Source organism: Hymenobacter wooponensis (genome assembly GCF_004745865.1).
GTDB lineage: Bacteria > Bacteroidota > Bacteroidia > Cytophagales > Hymenobacteraceae > Hymenobacter > Hymenobacter wooponensis.
Map to the genome: position 1 here is coordinate 216,549 of NZ_SRKZ01000003.1, position 13,807 is coordinate 230,355.

Here is a 13,807-nt window from a genome sequence, read left to right on the forward strand (position 1 = left end):
GATAGCGGCTTCCTGCCCCGGCAGGAAGCCGCTTTTTTATTGTCATTATTGCCGTACCACGTAACGCCGAGCCCAACTATACTCGTAGGCCTGTACGGTAGACCCGCTTTCTTTACAACCTATGCCACCAATTCTAGACAAGTTCAGCGACTGGGCTGAGCGCGCCGATGATACCCTCACGAACATACGGGCCCGCCTGGGGTTACTGCATCCGCTCCAGCTGGTGCCTTACCGTAGCTACGGCACTACGTCGCGCCTGTATGTGAAAGGGCGTTTGCTCACCGACAAAGGCATTAAAGAGCCAGATCCCAACGACTCGCGCTGGCACAACCTGCTGAACATGTACCGGCGCTTTGATAGCAACGAAATCAGTGGCGCCTTGCTCTCAGTGCAGCCAGCCGATGGCACCGACCACCCCGTAGTGACCGATGATGAAGGGTATTTTACCCTGAATCTGGAGCCTAAGGTGCTGCCCGAACCCGTTGACTTTCTTTGGTACCCGGTAGATGTGCTGCTGCAACAGTCACCTCCGCCATTCCCCACGCCAGCAGGCTTGAATACGCAGGCTATGGTGCTGATTCCGCCCGTCGATGCGGAATATGGTATCATCTCTGATCTGGACGACACCGTTATCCAAACCTCCGCTACCGACCTGATCCGGATGGCGCGCACGGTGCTCCTCCGGAATGCCCGGTCGCGCCTCCCCTTCAAGGGCGTGGCGGAATTCTACCGGGCCCTGCAGCTGGGCCGCAACGGCAAGCGCAACAACCCGTTCTTCTACGTGAGCAGCTCCCCCTGGAATCTGTATGACTTGCTGGAGGACTTTCTTAACCTGAACAGCATTCCGCCCGGCCCCCTGTTGCTGCGCGATATGGCGGTGAAACGCAAAAGCTCCGCCGATGCCTCAGCTCATCACGGCCATAAGCTCAAGGAAATCGACAACCTGCTGCTCACCTATCCTAACCTGCCCTTTGTGCTGATCGGCGACTCGGGGCAGGAAGATGCTAACATCTACCGCGAGGTGGTGCGGCGCTACCCTGGTCGTATTCTGGCCGTGTATATCCGCGATGTGAACCTGCCAGAACGGGCGGCCATGGTTGAACGCGTATCCGAAGATCTACTCCTGGATAAGGTGGAGATGTTGCTGGTGAAAGACACTGTGCAAGCCGCTGAGCACGCGGCCAAGAAAGGCCTGATCTTCCACGAGGCAGTTTCGGCTGTGGAAAAGGAAAAACGCAAAGACGAAACCGCCTCAGATGGCCCCGAAGATGAGACTAGCACTGGCAAGCCGGTGATGAAGTAACACAGTACCTCAGTGAGGTATTCTCAATGAGTAGCTCTTGCTAGCTCCTGCCTTTTCAACACAAAAGCCCTTACTTCCAAGCTGGAGGTAAGGGCTTTTTGCTAGTCCCAAGCAGAACGCGATAGAGTAAGGATTTGGCTCAGGCTGGTGGCCCAATGCCTTAGTTCAGCTAGAGTGGTCGGCCACTACCACCCACTGCCCGTTGAAGCGGCGGAAGACGAGCAGGAAATGTCCTTGTAAGTCGCCCGCACTAGGCCGGGCCAAGTGCCAGCGGCCAATTACGTGGGCTGCGTCGGGGCTGAGTGGCTGCACTTTTAGGTTGCTAAAATCGAGCTGGCCCATGGCCGTAGCATCGGGGTAGCTACGGCGGTAGTTGTCGAGGGTCTGCTGCCAACCGTACGTTAAACCGCTTTTTCCGATGAACACCAAAGAGTCGTTCTTCCAGTATCCCTGCATGAACCCTGCTACATCGCCACGGTTCCAGGCCGCTGTTTGCGTGGCCAGCACCTGCGTTATGGCTTGGCGGGTGGCAGCAGGGTTGCCCAGCTGTTGAGTGGTAGCACAGCCAGTTAATAAGAATGGAAAAGCAATGAGAACACGGTATTTCATGGCGTTAATATACAACCCCATGCGAGTACCTGGCCTAGGAAGCAACATGCTCAGTTTTATTAGTTGTAGGCCACCTACTGGCTGTGCATCTGTATTTTTACGAGAAGGGCAACGTGCGTCAGGCAGCGGAGTAGCTTCCTCTTTGAATAACCGCATGTACTGCCAGTGATGGTATGACACGCCCTGCCACAACCTATAGAATAAGTAGCATCTTCCGCGGGTAGCTTACCTTTAAATCTTGCAACTTCAGCATTGTGACGTACCTTTTTGCTGTTACCTAACTGGCCTAGGCCGCTGCCTTCCGAGGCAGTTACCTCATGCTGGTTCACATTCTTACCTTCTTTCGCCCTAACGTTCACCTAGCCCTTACTCTATGAGAAGCCTTTACCTTTCGACGGCGGCGGCACTGCTAAGCGCGCACGCTTTCGCCCAAACGCCAATCAAAACGCTGCCCTACCCGCAGACCAAGAAGGTGGATACCGTTACCACGTACTTCGGCACCAAGGTAGCTGACCCGTACCGCTGGCTCGAAAACGACCAAGCGGCCGATACCAAAGCTTGGGTGCAGGAAGAAAACAAGGTGACGCAGAATTACCTGTCTCAGATTCCCTTCCGCGAAAGCATTCGCAAGCGCCTTGAAACCCTCTGGAATTACGAGAAGTACGGTGCACCCTACAAAGAAGGCAAGTACACTTACTTCAGTAAGAACACTGGCCTACAAAGTCAGTCGGTTCTCTATCGACAGCAGGGCAACGGTGCTCCGGAAGTATTCCTTGACCCCAACGGCTTCTCCAAAGACGGCACCACGTCGCTGGCAGGTATCAGCTTCACCAAAGACGGCAGCCTGGCCGCGTACCAGATTTCGGAAGGCGGCTCCGACTGGCGCAAGGTGATTGTAATGCGCACCTCCGACAAAGCCTTGGTCGGTGATACGCTGAAGGACGTGAAGTTTTCGGGCTTGGCCTGGAAAGGCAACGACGGCTTCTACTACAGCAGCTACGACAAGCCCGTAGCGGGAAGCCAACTGGCCGGCAAAACGCAAATTCATAAGCTGTTTTACCATAAACTGGGCACGCCACAGCGGAATGATAAACTCGTATTTGGGGGTGATAAAACGCCCCGTCGTTACGTGGGAGCTTACCTAACAGAAGATGAGAGGTTCCTGGTTATCAGCGGCGCTAATACTACTACGGGTAACGAACTGTACATCCAGGATCTGAGCAAGGCTAACAGCCCCATTGTGCAGGTGGTTGACAACGAGAAGAACGAAGTGCGGGTGCTCGACAATGTGGGCAGTAAGCTCTACCTCGAAACCAACCTGAATGCTCCTAACAGCAAGGTGGTAACGGTGGATGCTGCCAACCCTAAGCCTACTAACTGGAAAGACTTAATTCCGGAGAGCAAGAATGTGTTGAACGCCTCTACTGGCGGCGGTAAAATCTTCGCTAACTACTTGAAGGATGCGACGTCGCTGATTGAGCAGTACGACATGAACGGTAAGAAAGAGCGTAGTATCACACTGCCTTCAGTGGGCTCAGCCGGCGGCTTTGGCACCAAGAAAGAAGAGAAGGAAACGTATTACACTTTTACTTCTTACATCTACCCGCCTACCATTTTCAAGTACGACATTGCGACCGGCAAATCCACGGTCTACAAGAAAGCAGGTGTGCAGTTCGACCCTACGCAGTATGAGTCGAAGCAGGTGTTTTATAACTCGAAAGATGGCACCCGTATTCCCATGATCATCACGCATAAAAAAGGCTTGGTGCTTAATGGCAAGAACCCCACGCTGATGTATGCTTATGGGGGCTTTAACTCCAGCGTAACGCCTAGCTTTGGCACTTCTACTATTGTGCTACTCGAAAACGGTGGCATCTACGCCGTACCCAACTTGCGTGGCGGGGGCGAGTATGGTGAGAAGTGGCACTTGGCCGGCACCAAATTGCAGAAGCAAAACGTGTTCGACGACTACATTGCGGCGGCCGAGTATCTGGTGAAAAACAACTATACCTCCAAAGACTATCTCGCTATTTCGGGTGGCTCGAACGGCGGTCTGCTTGTGGGTGCCACCATGGCCCAGCGCCCCGAGATGTTCAAAGTAGCTTTCCCGGCTGTGGGGGTAATGGACATGCTGCGTTACAACCAATTTACGGCTGGTGCAGGCTGGGCCTACGACTACGGCACTGCTCAGGATAGCAAGGAAATGTTCGAGTACCTCTACAAATACTCGCCCTACCACGCCCTAAAGCCCGCCTCCTACCCCGCCACCATGGTTACCACCGCCGACCACGACGACCGCGTAGTGCCAGCCCACTCCTTCAAGTTTGCTTCCAAGCTCCAGGAATCACAAAAAGGCAATGCCCCCGTCCTGATTCGAGTGGAAACCAAGGCTGGCCACGGTGCCGGCCGCTCCACGGCCCAAGTAATTAGCGAACAGGCCGATAAATGGTCGTTCATGTTCCAAAACATGGGCCTCACGCCCTATCAGAATAACTAGATTAGCAGCATTTTGAAACAATAAAAAAGCCTGACAGCTCTTCAAGAGTTGTCAGGCTTTTTTATGAGAGAGCCAGCTAAAATATATTAAGCCACTTAACTGTATTTGCTAAGTTAATTTCTCAGCGCATTACTCCATAATACATGTTTTATATAACGTTCTTCAAACCATACGGACAATTTTAAATCTATCATCAAATATTTTAGTGTTTGATGAAGGTGCATTTATAGACAGTTATCGCGTTTTATTACCTGTTGAACTCTTTTGCAAATTCCACCGATTATAGCCAATTCGCAAGGCGGTTAATAATATAGCTAACAATATACTTCCGCACAGCATAACAGGCAACCAGTAGCTTAAGACCAACAAGTAATAAAAGATAAATCGATCAATATTATGTATGAAGCTTTTGTCGTAATCGTGATTCAATATCATGTCAGAAATACCTCCAATAATTGTCAATAGTAGCGAAAATATGAGGCACATGATTAACATATTACGAAATATCTTCAATGCCTGACGCATAAATAAGTGCTATTATATTTTAGGAATATCCGTTAAGGAACTAGCCATTATTGCAAAAATAGCTTTGGTCAATTCTATATACTTGGATTTATATCCATATCCTATAAACAAGGATAGTTTTTACCTTTACATTTCTAATTATCAAGTATATTTCTTAGCTAAAACTGGGATATAAGCTTGGATTGATTTCTGCCATTTACTATATTAATAGATGAATAGGCACTCTCTATAAACGTCCTAGAATTCCTTCCTTCTTTTGCGTCAGTACGCAGGCGATTTACAACAATATGCTTTTACCGTTAATTGGCCTTATATTCGGTGTTGTTGGTAGCGCTACACTCGGAGCTATAGTAATTGCTATTCACCCTATCTGGAAGCTTGCATTCAAGAATATAGCTTTGTTTGTCGTAGGTGCTTTTGCGGGAGCAATAGGTTCATCCATCCTCTATACCTGGATTTTTGCTGATGAAAACCAGCAGTTAAATTCCTCAGAAGCGGTTGTTGGTTATCTGGTAATGCTTTGTGCAGGAACCGTTACGGGTGGCACATTATCTACTTTTATAGGCACTCGATTATTTAGCAAACTTGAATAAATGCTCATGTGAAAATCGAATAGCCGTTCAAGTGTAAGGGGGCGTAACATTAGGCGTATTACCATTCAGTTTTGAAATAGGGTAACTCCACCTCATAAGCGCCTACTCATCCAACAACTCCCGCACGTAGGCCTGTCCACCGAGGCGGCGCATGTTGCGCAGTACGCGCTGCTGCTTGGCCCGCGCTTGGGGGCCGGGGTTGCTAGCCCGGAACCGCAAAGGATTGGGCAGTACGCCGGCTAATAGGGCGGCCTCCTGGGCGTTGAGTTTAGCGGCCGACTTATGGAAGTACTGCTGGGAAGCAGCTTCTACCCCAAAAATACAGTCGCCCATTTCAGCCACGTTTAGGTACATCTCCATAATGCGGCGCTTATCCCACAATAGCTCAATCAGAACAGTGAAGTAAGCCTCGGCCGCTTTGCGCACGTAGCTGCGCCCCTGCCATAAAAACACATTTTTGGCTACCTGCTGCGAAATGGTGCTGCCACCCCGTAGCTGCTTGCCACCACTTAGGTTAGACTTAGCTGCTTTTAGCAAGGCGTCGCCATCGAACCCATGATGGATGAGAAAACGCTGATCTTCGGCGGCTACCAAAGCCAGAGGTACATTGCCTGATACTTCCTCCATGGTTCGGAAGTGATAGTTGATCCGGCGGTCTTCCTCCCGGATACCATAGTACCCCTTGCCAATCGGAGCATGAGCCCGACGGTCTAGCATCAGCCAAGTAGCGGGTGGCGAAACCCACCTATACACCAGCACCCACGCAATGGAAGCGAGGAACAGCGCCGCAGCTACTTGTAGGCCTATTCGTCCGGCCCGACGCAGGTATTGCTTGTAATCGCTCTTCAAAACGGAAACCTAGGTGAAACAACTGTGAACAACGTGCCCTTAGTGCAGCCAAGCAAAAGTAGCGCATTTAGCTAGCGGAAGGCAGCCCAGAGATTGAAAAAGCGTTGTATGCGTGCTTCTATCCGGTTTTGATTGTATGTAGAAGTGCTTGGTGAGTAATTGTGCCGCTAGGCCACTCGTGTTACCTGCGTCAGCTTTTGCGTGGTGCGCCGTGCGGTACACTCCCTTAGCAACTACCCGCCACAAATACAGTATATCAAAAGCGAAGCGCGGTTGTTACCATAGCACTACGTACTCTTTCAGCTGCCGCTTCTGAGAGCCCACTTCTTAATCCCACCTGCATGTCTGAGACCCGGCTACTTGCCTTATTCCCGTTGAACCTGGTGGTGTTTCCTGGCGAAAAACTCAACCTGCACATTTTTGAGCCACGCTACCGCCAGCTCGTGCATGACTGCCTGGAGCAAAACATTACGTTTGGTATTCCTCCTTACCTCAAGGAAGGTATCAGCACGCTGGGCACCGAAATGAAGCTGGTAGGCGTGGAGAAAACGTATGAGTCGGGGGAAATGGATATTCGGACGCGGGCTCTAGGCCTCTTTCGGGTGCAGGAGTTCTACCGGCAGGCCCCCGGCAAGCTCTACGCCGGCGCCGATATTGAGGAGGTGACCGATGACTTGACAGGCGACGTAGTGCTACAGACTCGCATTAAGAAGCAAATTCAACAGCTCTATGACATCCTAGGCCTACGTCATTTGTTTCTGGAACTGCCCACTGACTTCCGGGTGTATGACATTGCCCACCACTTAGGCATGAATACTGAGCAGGAGTTTGAGCTTCTTACTGCTGAGTCGGAAGTTGACCGCCAGACAATGGTGCTGGAGCACTTAGAGCAGGTGTTGCCCATTCTGTTAGAAACCGAGCGGTTGAAAGAACGCTCCCGCCTTAATGGGCATTTCAAAAACCTCACCCCACCAAATTTTTAGACCTGGTTGCGTACTTACCAGGGGTTGCCAGCACATAACTGCGCCATAGCGGAACGCCGGAGGGTAGGCCTTACGTAGTATACACTTACCTCTACTGTATTGCCGTGCCCTACTCTACCCTAATTCTGAGCTTACTTGCTGGTGCAGTTCTGGCGGCCGTATGCTGGCTGAGCTGGCGTTACTGGCAGGAGCGGCAGTACCGGCGACGGCCGTATGTGGCCCCGGCGGTTTTAGATTGGGAGTTGCAAACCCCCAATGCGCAAACGCCCCCCTTGCACCGCGTGGCCGTGCTGGGCGACCCCGGCGCCGTCAAAACCGATGGTACCGATCCTATTCTGCACCTGCTCAGCTTCTGGCAGCAGGAGACTGGCCCAGCAGGCACCATTGTCATCCTGGGCGATAATATTTATCCTACCGGCTTACCGGCCCCTGAGCACCCTGGCCGAGCGGCAGCAGAGGCACGCTTTCAGGCGTTGTTAGAGGCACTAGGCCAGTATAAGGGCAATATTGTACTGCTCAGCGGCAACCACGACTGGAACAAAGGCCGGCCCGATGGGTGGGAATACCTGCAACGGCAAGAGGCGTACGTGCGCGAGCATTTGCCGCAAGCCCACTACCTTCCTACAGGTGGCCTACCAGGCCCCATGAGTCTGCAGTTAGCGGACGGTGTGCTGCTGGTAGTGCTCAATACCCAATGGTGGGTGCAAACGGGGGCACGCCCGCCATCTGATTCTAAAGAGCCCTTTCGGCAATTGCAGCTGCTGCTGGAGCAGAACCGGCACCAGCGCGTGCTAGTAGCGGGTCATCATCCGCTGTATTCCAATGCATTGCACGGGGGTAAGTTTACGGCCAAGCAGCACGTGTTTCCCCTTACTACGGTAAACAAACGGGCCTACGTTCCGCTCCCCCTTATTGGCTCCTTATTACCGTTATACCGCAAGGTGGTGGGAGCAGCCGAAGACATGGCCCATCCCCGTTACCGCAAAATGCGGCGGCGACTACTGCGGGTGCTACACCAGTTTCCGGGTGTTATCTATGCCTCCGGCCACGACCACAACCTACAGTATTTTCAGAAACACGGCGGACATTACCTGGTGAGTGGGTCGGGCAGTAAAACAGCCTTTGTGCAAAAAGGCGGGCGGGCCACGTTTGTGCACGAGTATCAGGGCTTCTTTAGCCTCGATTTTTATGCTAACGGTGAGACTTGGCTCCGTACACTGGAGCCCGGCGTTACGGATAGCTTGCAGCCCGGCCCAGAAGTATTCCGGCTCCGCCTGCAGCCCACGCACGAAGCCGCCCCAGCGGTAGTACCCCTGCTTTTGGGCGACCAAGTGGCCTAGAAGATAGAAGCCGGAAGCAGCATACGCTACTTCCGGCTTCTATCTTCTAGGCCACTTGGTACTTACTGCTCACCCGGTGCCGCTGCATCTGGGCTTTGCTTTTTTGGGGTTAATACATGCAGGCTTTGGGGTAGTATTTCCACCTCAACCGGCGTAGGTAAATACAGAGGCTCACCGTCAACCTGCGCTAATACGCGGTTTTTACCGGGTACGGTAATGGTTGCCCGGCTGCAGCACAACCGCCGGGTATACTCAGAGCTATCAAACCCGCTGGTGTACAGATTATATAAGATGCCTGGCGCCGCAGCATTTGGGAAGGGGTTGATCAGGCAAATCTCAAACTGACCATCATCTAACTCGCCTTCTGGGTTAATGACCACATTGCTGCCGAAGGTATTAGCATTCGCAATGGTGAGCATGAAGGCAGGCCCCTCCCATTCTTCCAGATCCGTTTTTATATGATACTGCTCTGGCTCGTAGTTGATGTACTCCTGAGTGGCGATACGAATGTAAGCACCCGGGCCGCGGACATCTCCCTGGTCGAAACGCTCTACCACTAGCGCGTTAAAGCCCAAATCGGCTAGGTGAGCGGAGAACTTGCCACCCACCCGGATGGTATCCATCGTCAGAACTTCAAAATCCCACGTCAGGCGCAAGGCTTCTTCCACCTGTTGCGGAATACCTAAGTCCTTGGATAAGCCGTTGCCCGAGCCTAACGGAATTATGCCCAGCGGCAGCGAGCCATTAACCAGAGATTCCGCCACTAGACTCACGGTGCCGTCGCCACCGGCGGCGAAAACCGCATCGTAGGCCACTTGCTGAAGGTGCTCCTGTAGGCGCGCCAGGTCGTCTTCGCCAGTAGTATGGAAAAACGCTGCATTGCGGCCGCGCTCCTGGCAATAGCTGCGAATGGTGCCTTCCAACTGCGCTTTGTCAATATCGCCTGATATGGGATTTAACACAAACAGAAGGTTCCGTAGTTGAACTGGAGCGCTCATAAGGAGGCGAAAAAAAAGGTTTTCATGAGTCAAGAGAATAGGTAAAACAGGCACCGCCCACCTTCTAAAACCAAACGTGACCGGCTACTGGGCCGGCCACGCTGTAAGGGCTGTAAGAATATGAGTTAGGGCTTCAGATTGGCGGGTAACCCCTGGGGGTAGTCCGTAGCAATGTCGCGCTGCAGCTCCTGGATGCGGTTTCCCGGGTTGGGGTGAGTACTTAGGAACTCGGGGGGGCTGCTGCCGTGGTTTGCCTGCTCCAAGATCTCCATTACCTGAATCATAGACCGGGGATCATAGCCGGCAGAAGGTGTAAAATCTACGGCCAGCTTATCGGCTTCTAGCTCATCCTGGCGCCCGTAGCGCAGGGTAAGGAGCTTGCCTACCATAGCAGCTGCCGCGGCACTTACAGCCGTTCCGGGCCGGTCGGGGTCATACATGCCAATAGCGGCGGCACCCGTCAGGCCTTGCGTCAGCTTTGACTTAGCAATCTGCTCCGCTGAGTGGCGAGCTACTACGTGGCCAATTTCGTGCGCCAGCACGCCCGCTACCTGTCCTTCTGTTTTGAGGTTCTTAAGCAAACCCGCCGTAATGAATACCTGCCCGCCCGGCAGGGCAAAAGCGTTAATGGTGTTTTCATCGGCTAGCAGGTGAAACTGAAACTTGTAGGGCGTCTGTCCAGCTTTCGTGCTGCGCACAATTTCCTGACCAATACGCTCCACAGCTGCCCCAGCTTGGCGGTCGGGGTGAATACCGCCGTATTGCTGGGCCATTTCGGGGGCGGCCTGCAGGCCTAGGGCAATTTCCTGGTCGGCAGTCATATCCACGTGCTGCACTTCACCGGTCACTTCATTCACGGAGCGTTTACAGTAGTAGGATATGAGTGTAATGCCCCCTAGCAAGAGGGCAATGATATAACGAAGACTTCCGCGCATGATTGGTTAGGAATAGGGAGTGAGAGAAGGGCAAAACAGAGGAGTATAGCTCCTCCAGGGGTTTGTAACGCGAAGCTTGCGGCAGGGTTGTCTGCCGGCATATACCCAAAATGTGCTGATTCCCGTATCAGGCTTACTCTCCCTTTTCTAACAATTCTCTCCTCACTAATTCCCTTGTCATCATGAATCAGAAACGCACCTTCGGCAGCATCCTGACTGTTCTTGGCATAATTGGTATCATCATCGCCGCGCTGGCTTTCCTGCAAATCGGTGGTATAGGCCTAAGCAAGATGAACTCTGCCGTGCCTTTCATTGTAGGCCTCATTTTCTTCTTCGCCGGCATCAACCTGGTGAAGACTACTAGCGACCGGGCCTAACCACTTGGCCTCAGATAACCGCACAGCAAAATGCCCGGCTATTATTAGCCGGGCATTTTGCTGTGCGGTTATTTTTTAAGCTAGGCCACTAGCCGGGCAAACCCGGCAAGCTCTTGCTACGCGCAAAAGCCAGCAAGGCCGGATCAAGCTGCAGCCACTCCGACTGGTAGGCCACACTGGCTGGTCCGTTAGCGAATACCACTGAGCCTGATTTGATAACCTTGATGATGGCACTGCTCTGGGCCATGGGAAGCGCCGGACACCCTTGGCTTCGCCCAAGGCGGCCGTGCTGGCGAACAAACTCCTCGCTTACATAGTCGGCGCCGTGCACCACTACTGCTCGGCTGGCGGCGTTAGTGTTATAGCCCGCATCTACCCCGTTTAGCTTTAAGGACAGGCCGTGTTTGCCCTGGTATGTATTGCCAGTCAGATAAAAGCCCAGGCTACTTTTTTCGGAGCCTTCTTGGTTGGAAAAGCTTTTCGCCCACTGCTCACCCGTATTCTTGCCATGCGCCACCAGCGTATGAAACACTACTCTCGATTGGGCTACGTTGATCACCCACAGGCGCTTCTGACTGCTGGCACGGCTGAAGTCAATAATTGTCAGCAACGGCTCCGTAGTTTTGAGAGCTCCGCGCTGCTGTAGATTATAGTAGCCAATCAGCGCTTTACGGTATACAGGTACTGACAAACCGGTATTTACGAGGCCTGCTTGCACGTAAGTGCGCGTAACGTGCTGTTCAAAAGCAGCAGTATAAGTCGTTCGAAGCACCTCATTGAGTACTGGCTTTGGGCCTACATTAGCGCGCGAGTGAGGCGCCGGAGCAGCCCCAGCCGAGGAAAATAAGGTGAAGAAGGTCAGCAGTAGTCCGGCAGTAGCAGTCGGCGCGTAAGTCATCTTTAAACTTCTCTATGCAAGCGAAAAACAGTACCCGTCAGATTCGGCCATAACGGCACGTTGTCAAAAATAGTACTTTCGCCCCAACTAACCATGTTCTTTTCAACCACTTGACAAGAACGTTGGTCTATTCTTCAGCTTATGATTACTCGTTCTGCCCTTCTCGTTCTGCTAACTGGCCTACTGCTGAGTGGCTGCGGCCACTCTCTACCTGACTTTCCAGATTTCGATAGTAACACGTGGCGGCATGACCCCTATGGCTGCGAAAACAAACGCCAAGCCCTGCTTCCCATCTTAGAAAAGCACCGTGATGAGCTATTTGGCGCGCGCATAAGTGCCATTGATGATCTGCTAGGCCACCCCGATGAAGAAGAACTCAGTGAGCAAAGTGAAAAGGTGTACTTGTATTACATCACCAAAGGGCCCCAGTGTGTAACGGGGCACCCGCGGGCAAATGGTCCTCGCCTCATTTTGCGGTTTGGTGCCACCGGTGCCCTTACCGAGGCGCTGTTTCCCATTGTAACCCCTCGGTAGAGCCTAACTTCTCTGACCACAGGCTAACGCACAGAAAAGCCGCTCCGGATAATCTGGAGCGGCTTTTCTGTGCGTTGGTATAGCGGGAAGGTTATCCTATTCCGCCTTCATTATTAACCGGAGTTTCAGGAGTTTCGTCTTGCTTGCGGTCAGCATGGTAGATGCTCAGCTGTGACGGAGTCAGAATACGGCTGCACTCAGCCTCAAACTGCGACTCCAACTCAATCAGCTTAGCATCGCGCATGGCAGCATCATCCTTGTACTGCCACTGAATCTCTTCGAGGCGAGCCAGCTTGATTTTGTTGATGGCGCGCAGCCGGATGTACTGGCCTTCATTCAAGCGCAGCTGGTTGCTGATTTGGCGAGTCACTTCATCAACGCGAGTAGCTGAGGGAGCGTCGGAGCCTGGCAGCTCCGCATGACGCTCCTTCATCTGTGCGTTGGCAGAAGTAGCCAGAGTTGCAACCATGAATAGAGTAGCGAGTAGAAATTTCATATCAGAAGCAGAAGGAGCCAAAGAGGTAAAAAGTGGGTTATTGGCGTTAACAAGTAGAAGTAACAGAAGATTCCATTGTTGAGCTGCCGTATTTAATTCAAAATTATATGCAATAAAGTATATAAGCAAGATGCCGAACAGAAATATTATATGTTTTTATGGAAATATTCATCTTTTCGATAGTTCGGCAAAAGAAAAAGCCACTCCTCAATTGAGGTGTGGCTTTACAACTAAGACTGGAGCTTTTACTCAATACCAGTAATAGGCTTATGATCAGGGCTCTTATAATACTGCATGGCTACTAGGGAAATGATGACCCCAGCCAATGAACCTTGCAGGAGAATAGCTAGGAAGGCAATGGTCACTGAAAGATCAAAGCCAAACAAATCCTTGGCCCGAATGCCATCCATGATATGCTTGTTTAGCACACCAGCATACAGAATAAAGAAGAAGGCAAAAGCCAGCGAGGCAACCATAGCGGTAATGATGCCTGTACCAAACCCATGCAGGTAAGGCATACGGTCTTGGCGGTAGCGTTTGTAGTTGGCAATAGCCACACATACCCCAATGGCGAGAATTACTGCGTTGAGAAAGCTGAATTCGATCCGGTCGGTGAGGTTAAGTAAAGAAGCTACTATAAAGTAGATGACCATACCAACGGCGGTAAACAGGCCATAACGAATGCCGTTAGTTTCGGGCGTAAGACGAGCGTCAGCCATAGGTTGAAGACAATTGTGAAGGTGATTAATGAGAAGAAGGGACAGCTATAACGGAACTACCGCCCCATAAGAAAATGTTGCTTTCCCAACGGCGACAGTGGCTTAGCCAACTCCTTTTATCTATACCGTATTGGCGAGCAAGGGGTTGTAT

General features: G+C 52.0%; 14 protein-coding genes. 7 read left to right on the top strand and 7 right to left on the bottom strand.

Annotated features, from left to right (window positions below; genetic code table 11):
• Positions 1-121 precede the first annotated feature (121 nt).
• Positions 122-1,303, top strand: coding sequence for an App1 family protein phosphatidate phosphatase (locus tag EU557_RS11210; RefSeq protein WP_135530553.1), 1,182 nt, complete (start codon positions 122-124; stop codon positions 1,301-1,303).
• Between the two features lie 165 nt (positions 1,304-1,468).
• Here the strand turns inward: EU557_RS11210 and EU557_RS11215 are convergent, their stop codons facing one another.
• Positions 1,469-1,912 (bottom strand): YybH family protein, encoded by a 444-nt coding sequence (locus EU557_RS11215; RefSeq protein WP_135530554.1) that lies wholly within the window; start codon positions 1,910-1,912, stop codon positions 1,469-1,471.
• 373 nt (positions 1,913-2,285) lie between these two features.
• Between EU557_RS11215 and EU557_RS11220 the strand changes: the two genes are divergently transcribed.
• On the top strand, positions 2,286-4,409 hold the full coding sequence (locus tag EU557_RS11220) for a prolyl oligopeptidase family serine peptidase (RefSeq protein WP_135530555.1): 2,124 nt from the start codon (positions 2,286-2,288) through the stop codon (positions 4,407-4,409).
• A gap of 812 nt (positions 4,410-5,221) precedes the next feature.
• The gene (locus EU557_RS11225; protein WP_135530556.1) at positions 5,222-5,527 is read left to right on the top strand and encodes a hypothetical protein; all 306 of its coding nucleotides are present in this window, start codon (positions 5,222-5,224) and stop codon (positions 5,525-5,527) included.
• Between the two features lie 102 nt (positions 5,528-5,629).
• Here the strand turns inward: EU557_RS11225 and mtgA are convergent, their stop codons facing one another.
• Entirely contained in the window at positions 5,630-6,376 is a 747-nt protein-coding gene (mtgA, locus tag EU557_RS11230) for a monofunctional biosynthetic peptidoglycan transglycosylase (RefSeq protein WP_135530557.1), read from the bottom strand.
• A gap of 341 nt (positions 6,377-6,717) precedes the next feature.
• On the opposite strand from mtgA, the gene EU557_RS11235 reads away from it, so the two are divergent.
• Both EU557_RS11235 and EU557_RS11240 read left to right on the top strand, forming a co-directional pair.
• Positions 6,718-7,359: an LON peptidase substrate-binding domain-containing protein gene (locus EU557_RS11235; protein WP_135530558.1), complete on the top strand. Its 642-nt coding sequence runs from the start codon at positions 6,718-6,720 to the stop codon at positions 7,357-7,359.
• A gap of 104 nt (positions 7,360-7,463) precedes the next feature.
• Positions 7,464-8,699: a metallophosphoesterase gene (locus tag EU557_RS11240; protein ID WP_245326239.1), complete on the top strand. Its 1,236-nt coding sequence runs from the start codon at positions 7,464-7,466 to the stop codon at positions 8,697-8,699.
• A 62-nt stretch (positions 8,700-8,761) separates the two neighbouring features.
• On the opposite strand, the gene EU557_RS11245 is transcribed toward EU557_RS11240, so the two are convergent.
• A complete protein-coding gene (locus tag EU557_RS11245) occupies positions 8,762-9,697 on the bottom strand; it encodes a diacylglycerol/lipid kinase family protein (RefSeq protein ID WP_135530559.1) in 936 nt (311 codons plus the stop codon).
• A 125-nt stretch (positions 9,698-9,822) separates the two neighbouring features.
• Positions 9,823-10,632, bottom strand: coding sequence for a M48 family metallopeptidase (locus EU557_RS11250; protein ID WP_135530560.1), 810 nt, complete (start codon positions 10,630-10,632; stop codon positions 9,823-9,825).
• Positions 10,633-10,814: 182 nt separating this feature from the next.
• Here EU557_RS11250 and EU557_RS11255 point away from each other — a divergent pair, with 182 nt between their 5' ends.
• On the top strand, positions 10,815-11,009 hold the full coding sequence (locus EU557_RS11255) for a hypothetical protein (RefSeq protein WP_135436013.1): 195 nt from the start codon (positions 10,815-10,817) through the stop codon (positions 11,007-11,009).
• Positions 11,010-11,097: 88 nt separating this feature from the next.
• Here the strand turns inward: EU557_RS11255 and EU557_RS11260 are convergent, their stop codons facing one another.
• Complete coding sequence (locus tag EU557_RS11260; protein WP_135530561.1) at positions 11,098-11,907, bottom strand: murein L,D-transpeptidase catalytic domain family protein; 810 nt, start codon at positions 11,905-11,907, stop codon at positions 11,098-11,100.
• 141 nt (positions 11,908-12,048) lie between these two features.
• Between EU557_RS11260 and EU557_RS11265 the strand changes: the two genes are divergently transcribed.
• On the top strand, positions 12,049-12,441 hold the full coding sequence (locus EU557_RS11265; RefSeq protein ID WP_135530562.1) for a hypothetical protein: 393 nt from the start codon (positions 12,049-12,051) through the stop codon (positions 12,439-12,441).
• A gap of 91 nt (positions 12,442-12,532) precedes the next feature.
• Here EU557_RS11265 and EU557_RS11270 read toward each other — a convergent pair whose 3' ends face one another.
• A complete protein-coding gene (locus EU557_RS11270) occupies positions 12,533-12,937 on the bottom strand; it encodes a hypothetical protein (protein WP_135530563.1) in 405 nt (134 codons plus the stop codon).
• 245 nt (positions 12,938-13,182) lie between these two features.
• Entirely contained in the window at positions 13,183-13,656 is a 474-nt protein-coding gene (locus EU557_RS11275; RefSeq protein WP_135530564.1) for a DUF4199 domain-containing protein, read from the bottom strand.
• Between the last annotated feature and the right edge of the window lie 151 nt (positions 13,657-13,807).

What these genes read in the sequence shown, in the direction of transcription:
- EU557_RS11210 (WP_135530553.1), top strand. Translation starts at nt 122, where the DNA reads ATGCCACCAATTCTAGACAAGTTCAGCGACTGGGCTGAGCGCGCCGAT.
- EU557_RS11215 (WP_135530554.1), bottom strand. Translation starts at nt 1,912, where the DNA reads ATGAAATACCGTGTTCTCATTGCTTTTCCATTCTTATTAACTGGCTGT.
- EU557_RS11220 (WP_135530555.1), top strand. Translation starts at nt 2,286, where the DNA reads ATGAGAAGCCTTTACCTTTCGACGGCGGCGGCACTGCTAAGCGCGCAC.
- EU557_RS11225 (WP_135530556.1), top strand. Translation starts at nt 5,222, where the DNA reads ATGCTTTTACCGTTAATTGGCCTTATATTCGGTGTTGTTGGTAGCGCT.
- EU557_RS11235 (WP_135530558.1), top strand. Translation starts at nt 6,718, where the DNA reads ATGTCTGAGACCCGGCTACTTGCCTTATTCCCGTTGAACCTGGTGGTG.
- EU557_RS11245 (WP_135530559.1), bottom strand. Translation starts at nt 9,697, where the DNA reads ATGAGCGCTCCAGTTCAACTACGGAACCTTCTGTTTGTGTTAAATCCC.
- EU557_RS11250 (WP_135530560.1), bottom strand. Translation starts at nt 10,632, where the DNA reads ATGCGCGGAAGTCTTCGTTATATCATTGCCCTCTTGCTAGGGGGCATT.
- EU557_RS11255 (WP_135436013.1), top strand. Translation starts at nt 10,815, where the DNA reads ATGAATCAGAAACGCACCTTCGGCAGCATCCTGACTGTTCTTGGCATA.
- EU557_RS11260 (WP_135530561.1), bottom strand. Translation starts at nt 11,907, where the DNA reads ATGACTTACGCGCCGACTGCTACTGCCGGACTACTGCTGACCTTCTTC.
- EU557_RS11265 (WP_135530562.1), top strand. Translation starts at nt 12,049, where the DNA reads ATGATTACTCGTTCTGCCCTTCTCGTTCTGCTAACTGGCCTACTGCTG.
- EU557_RS11270 (WP_135530563.1), bottom strand. Translation starts at nt 12,937, where the DNA reads ATGAAATTTCTACTCGCTACTCTATTCATGGTTGCAACTCTGGCTACT.
- EU557_RS11275 (WP_135530564.1), bottom strand. Translation starts at nt 13,656, where the DNA reads ATGGCTGACGCTCGTCTTACGCCCGAAACTAACGGCATTCGTTATGGC.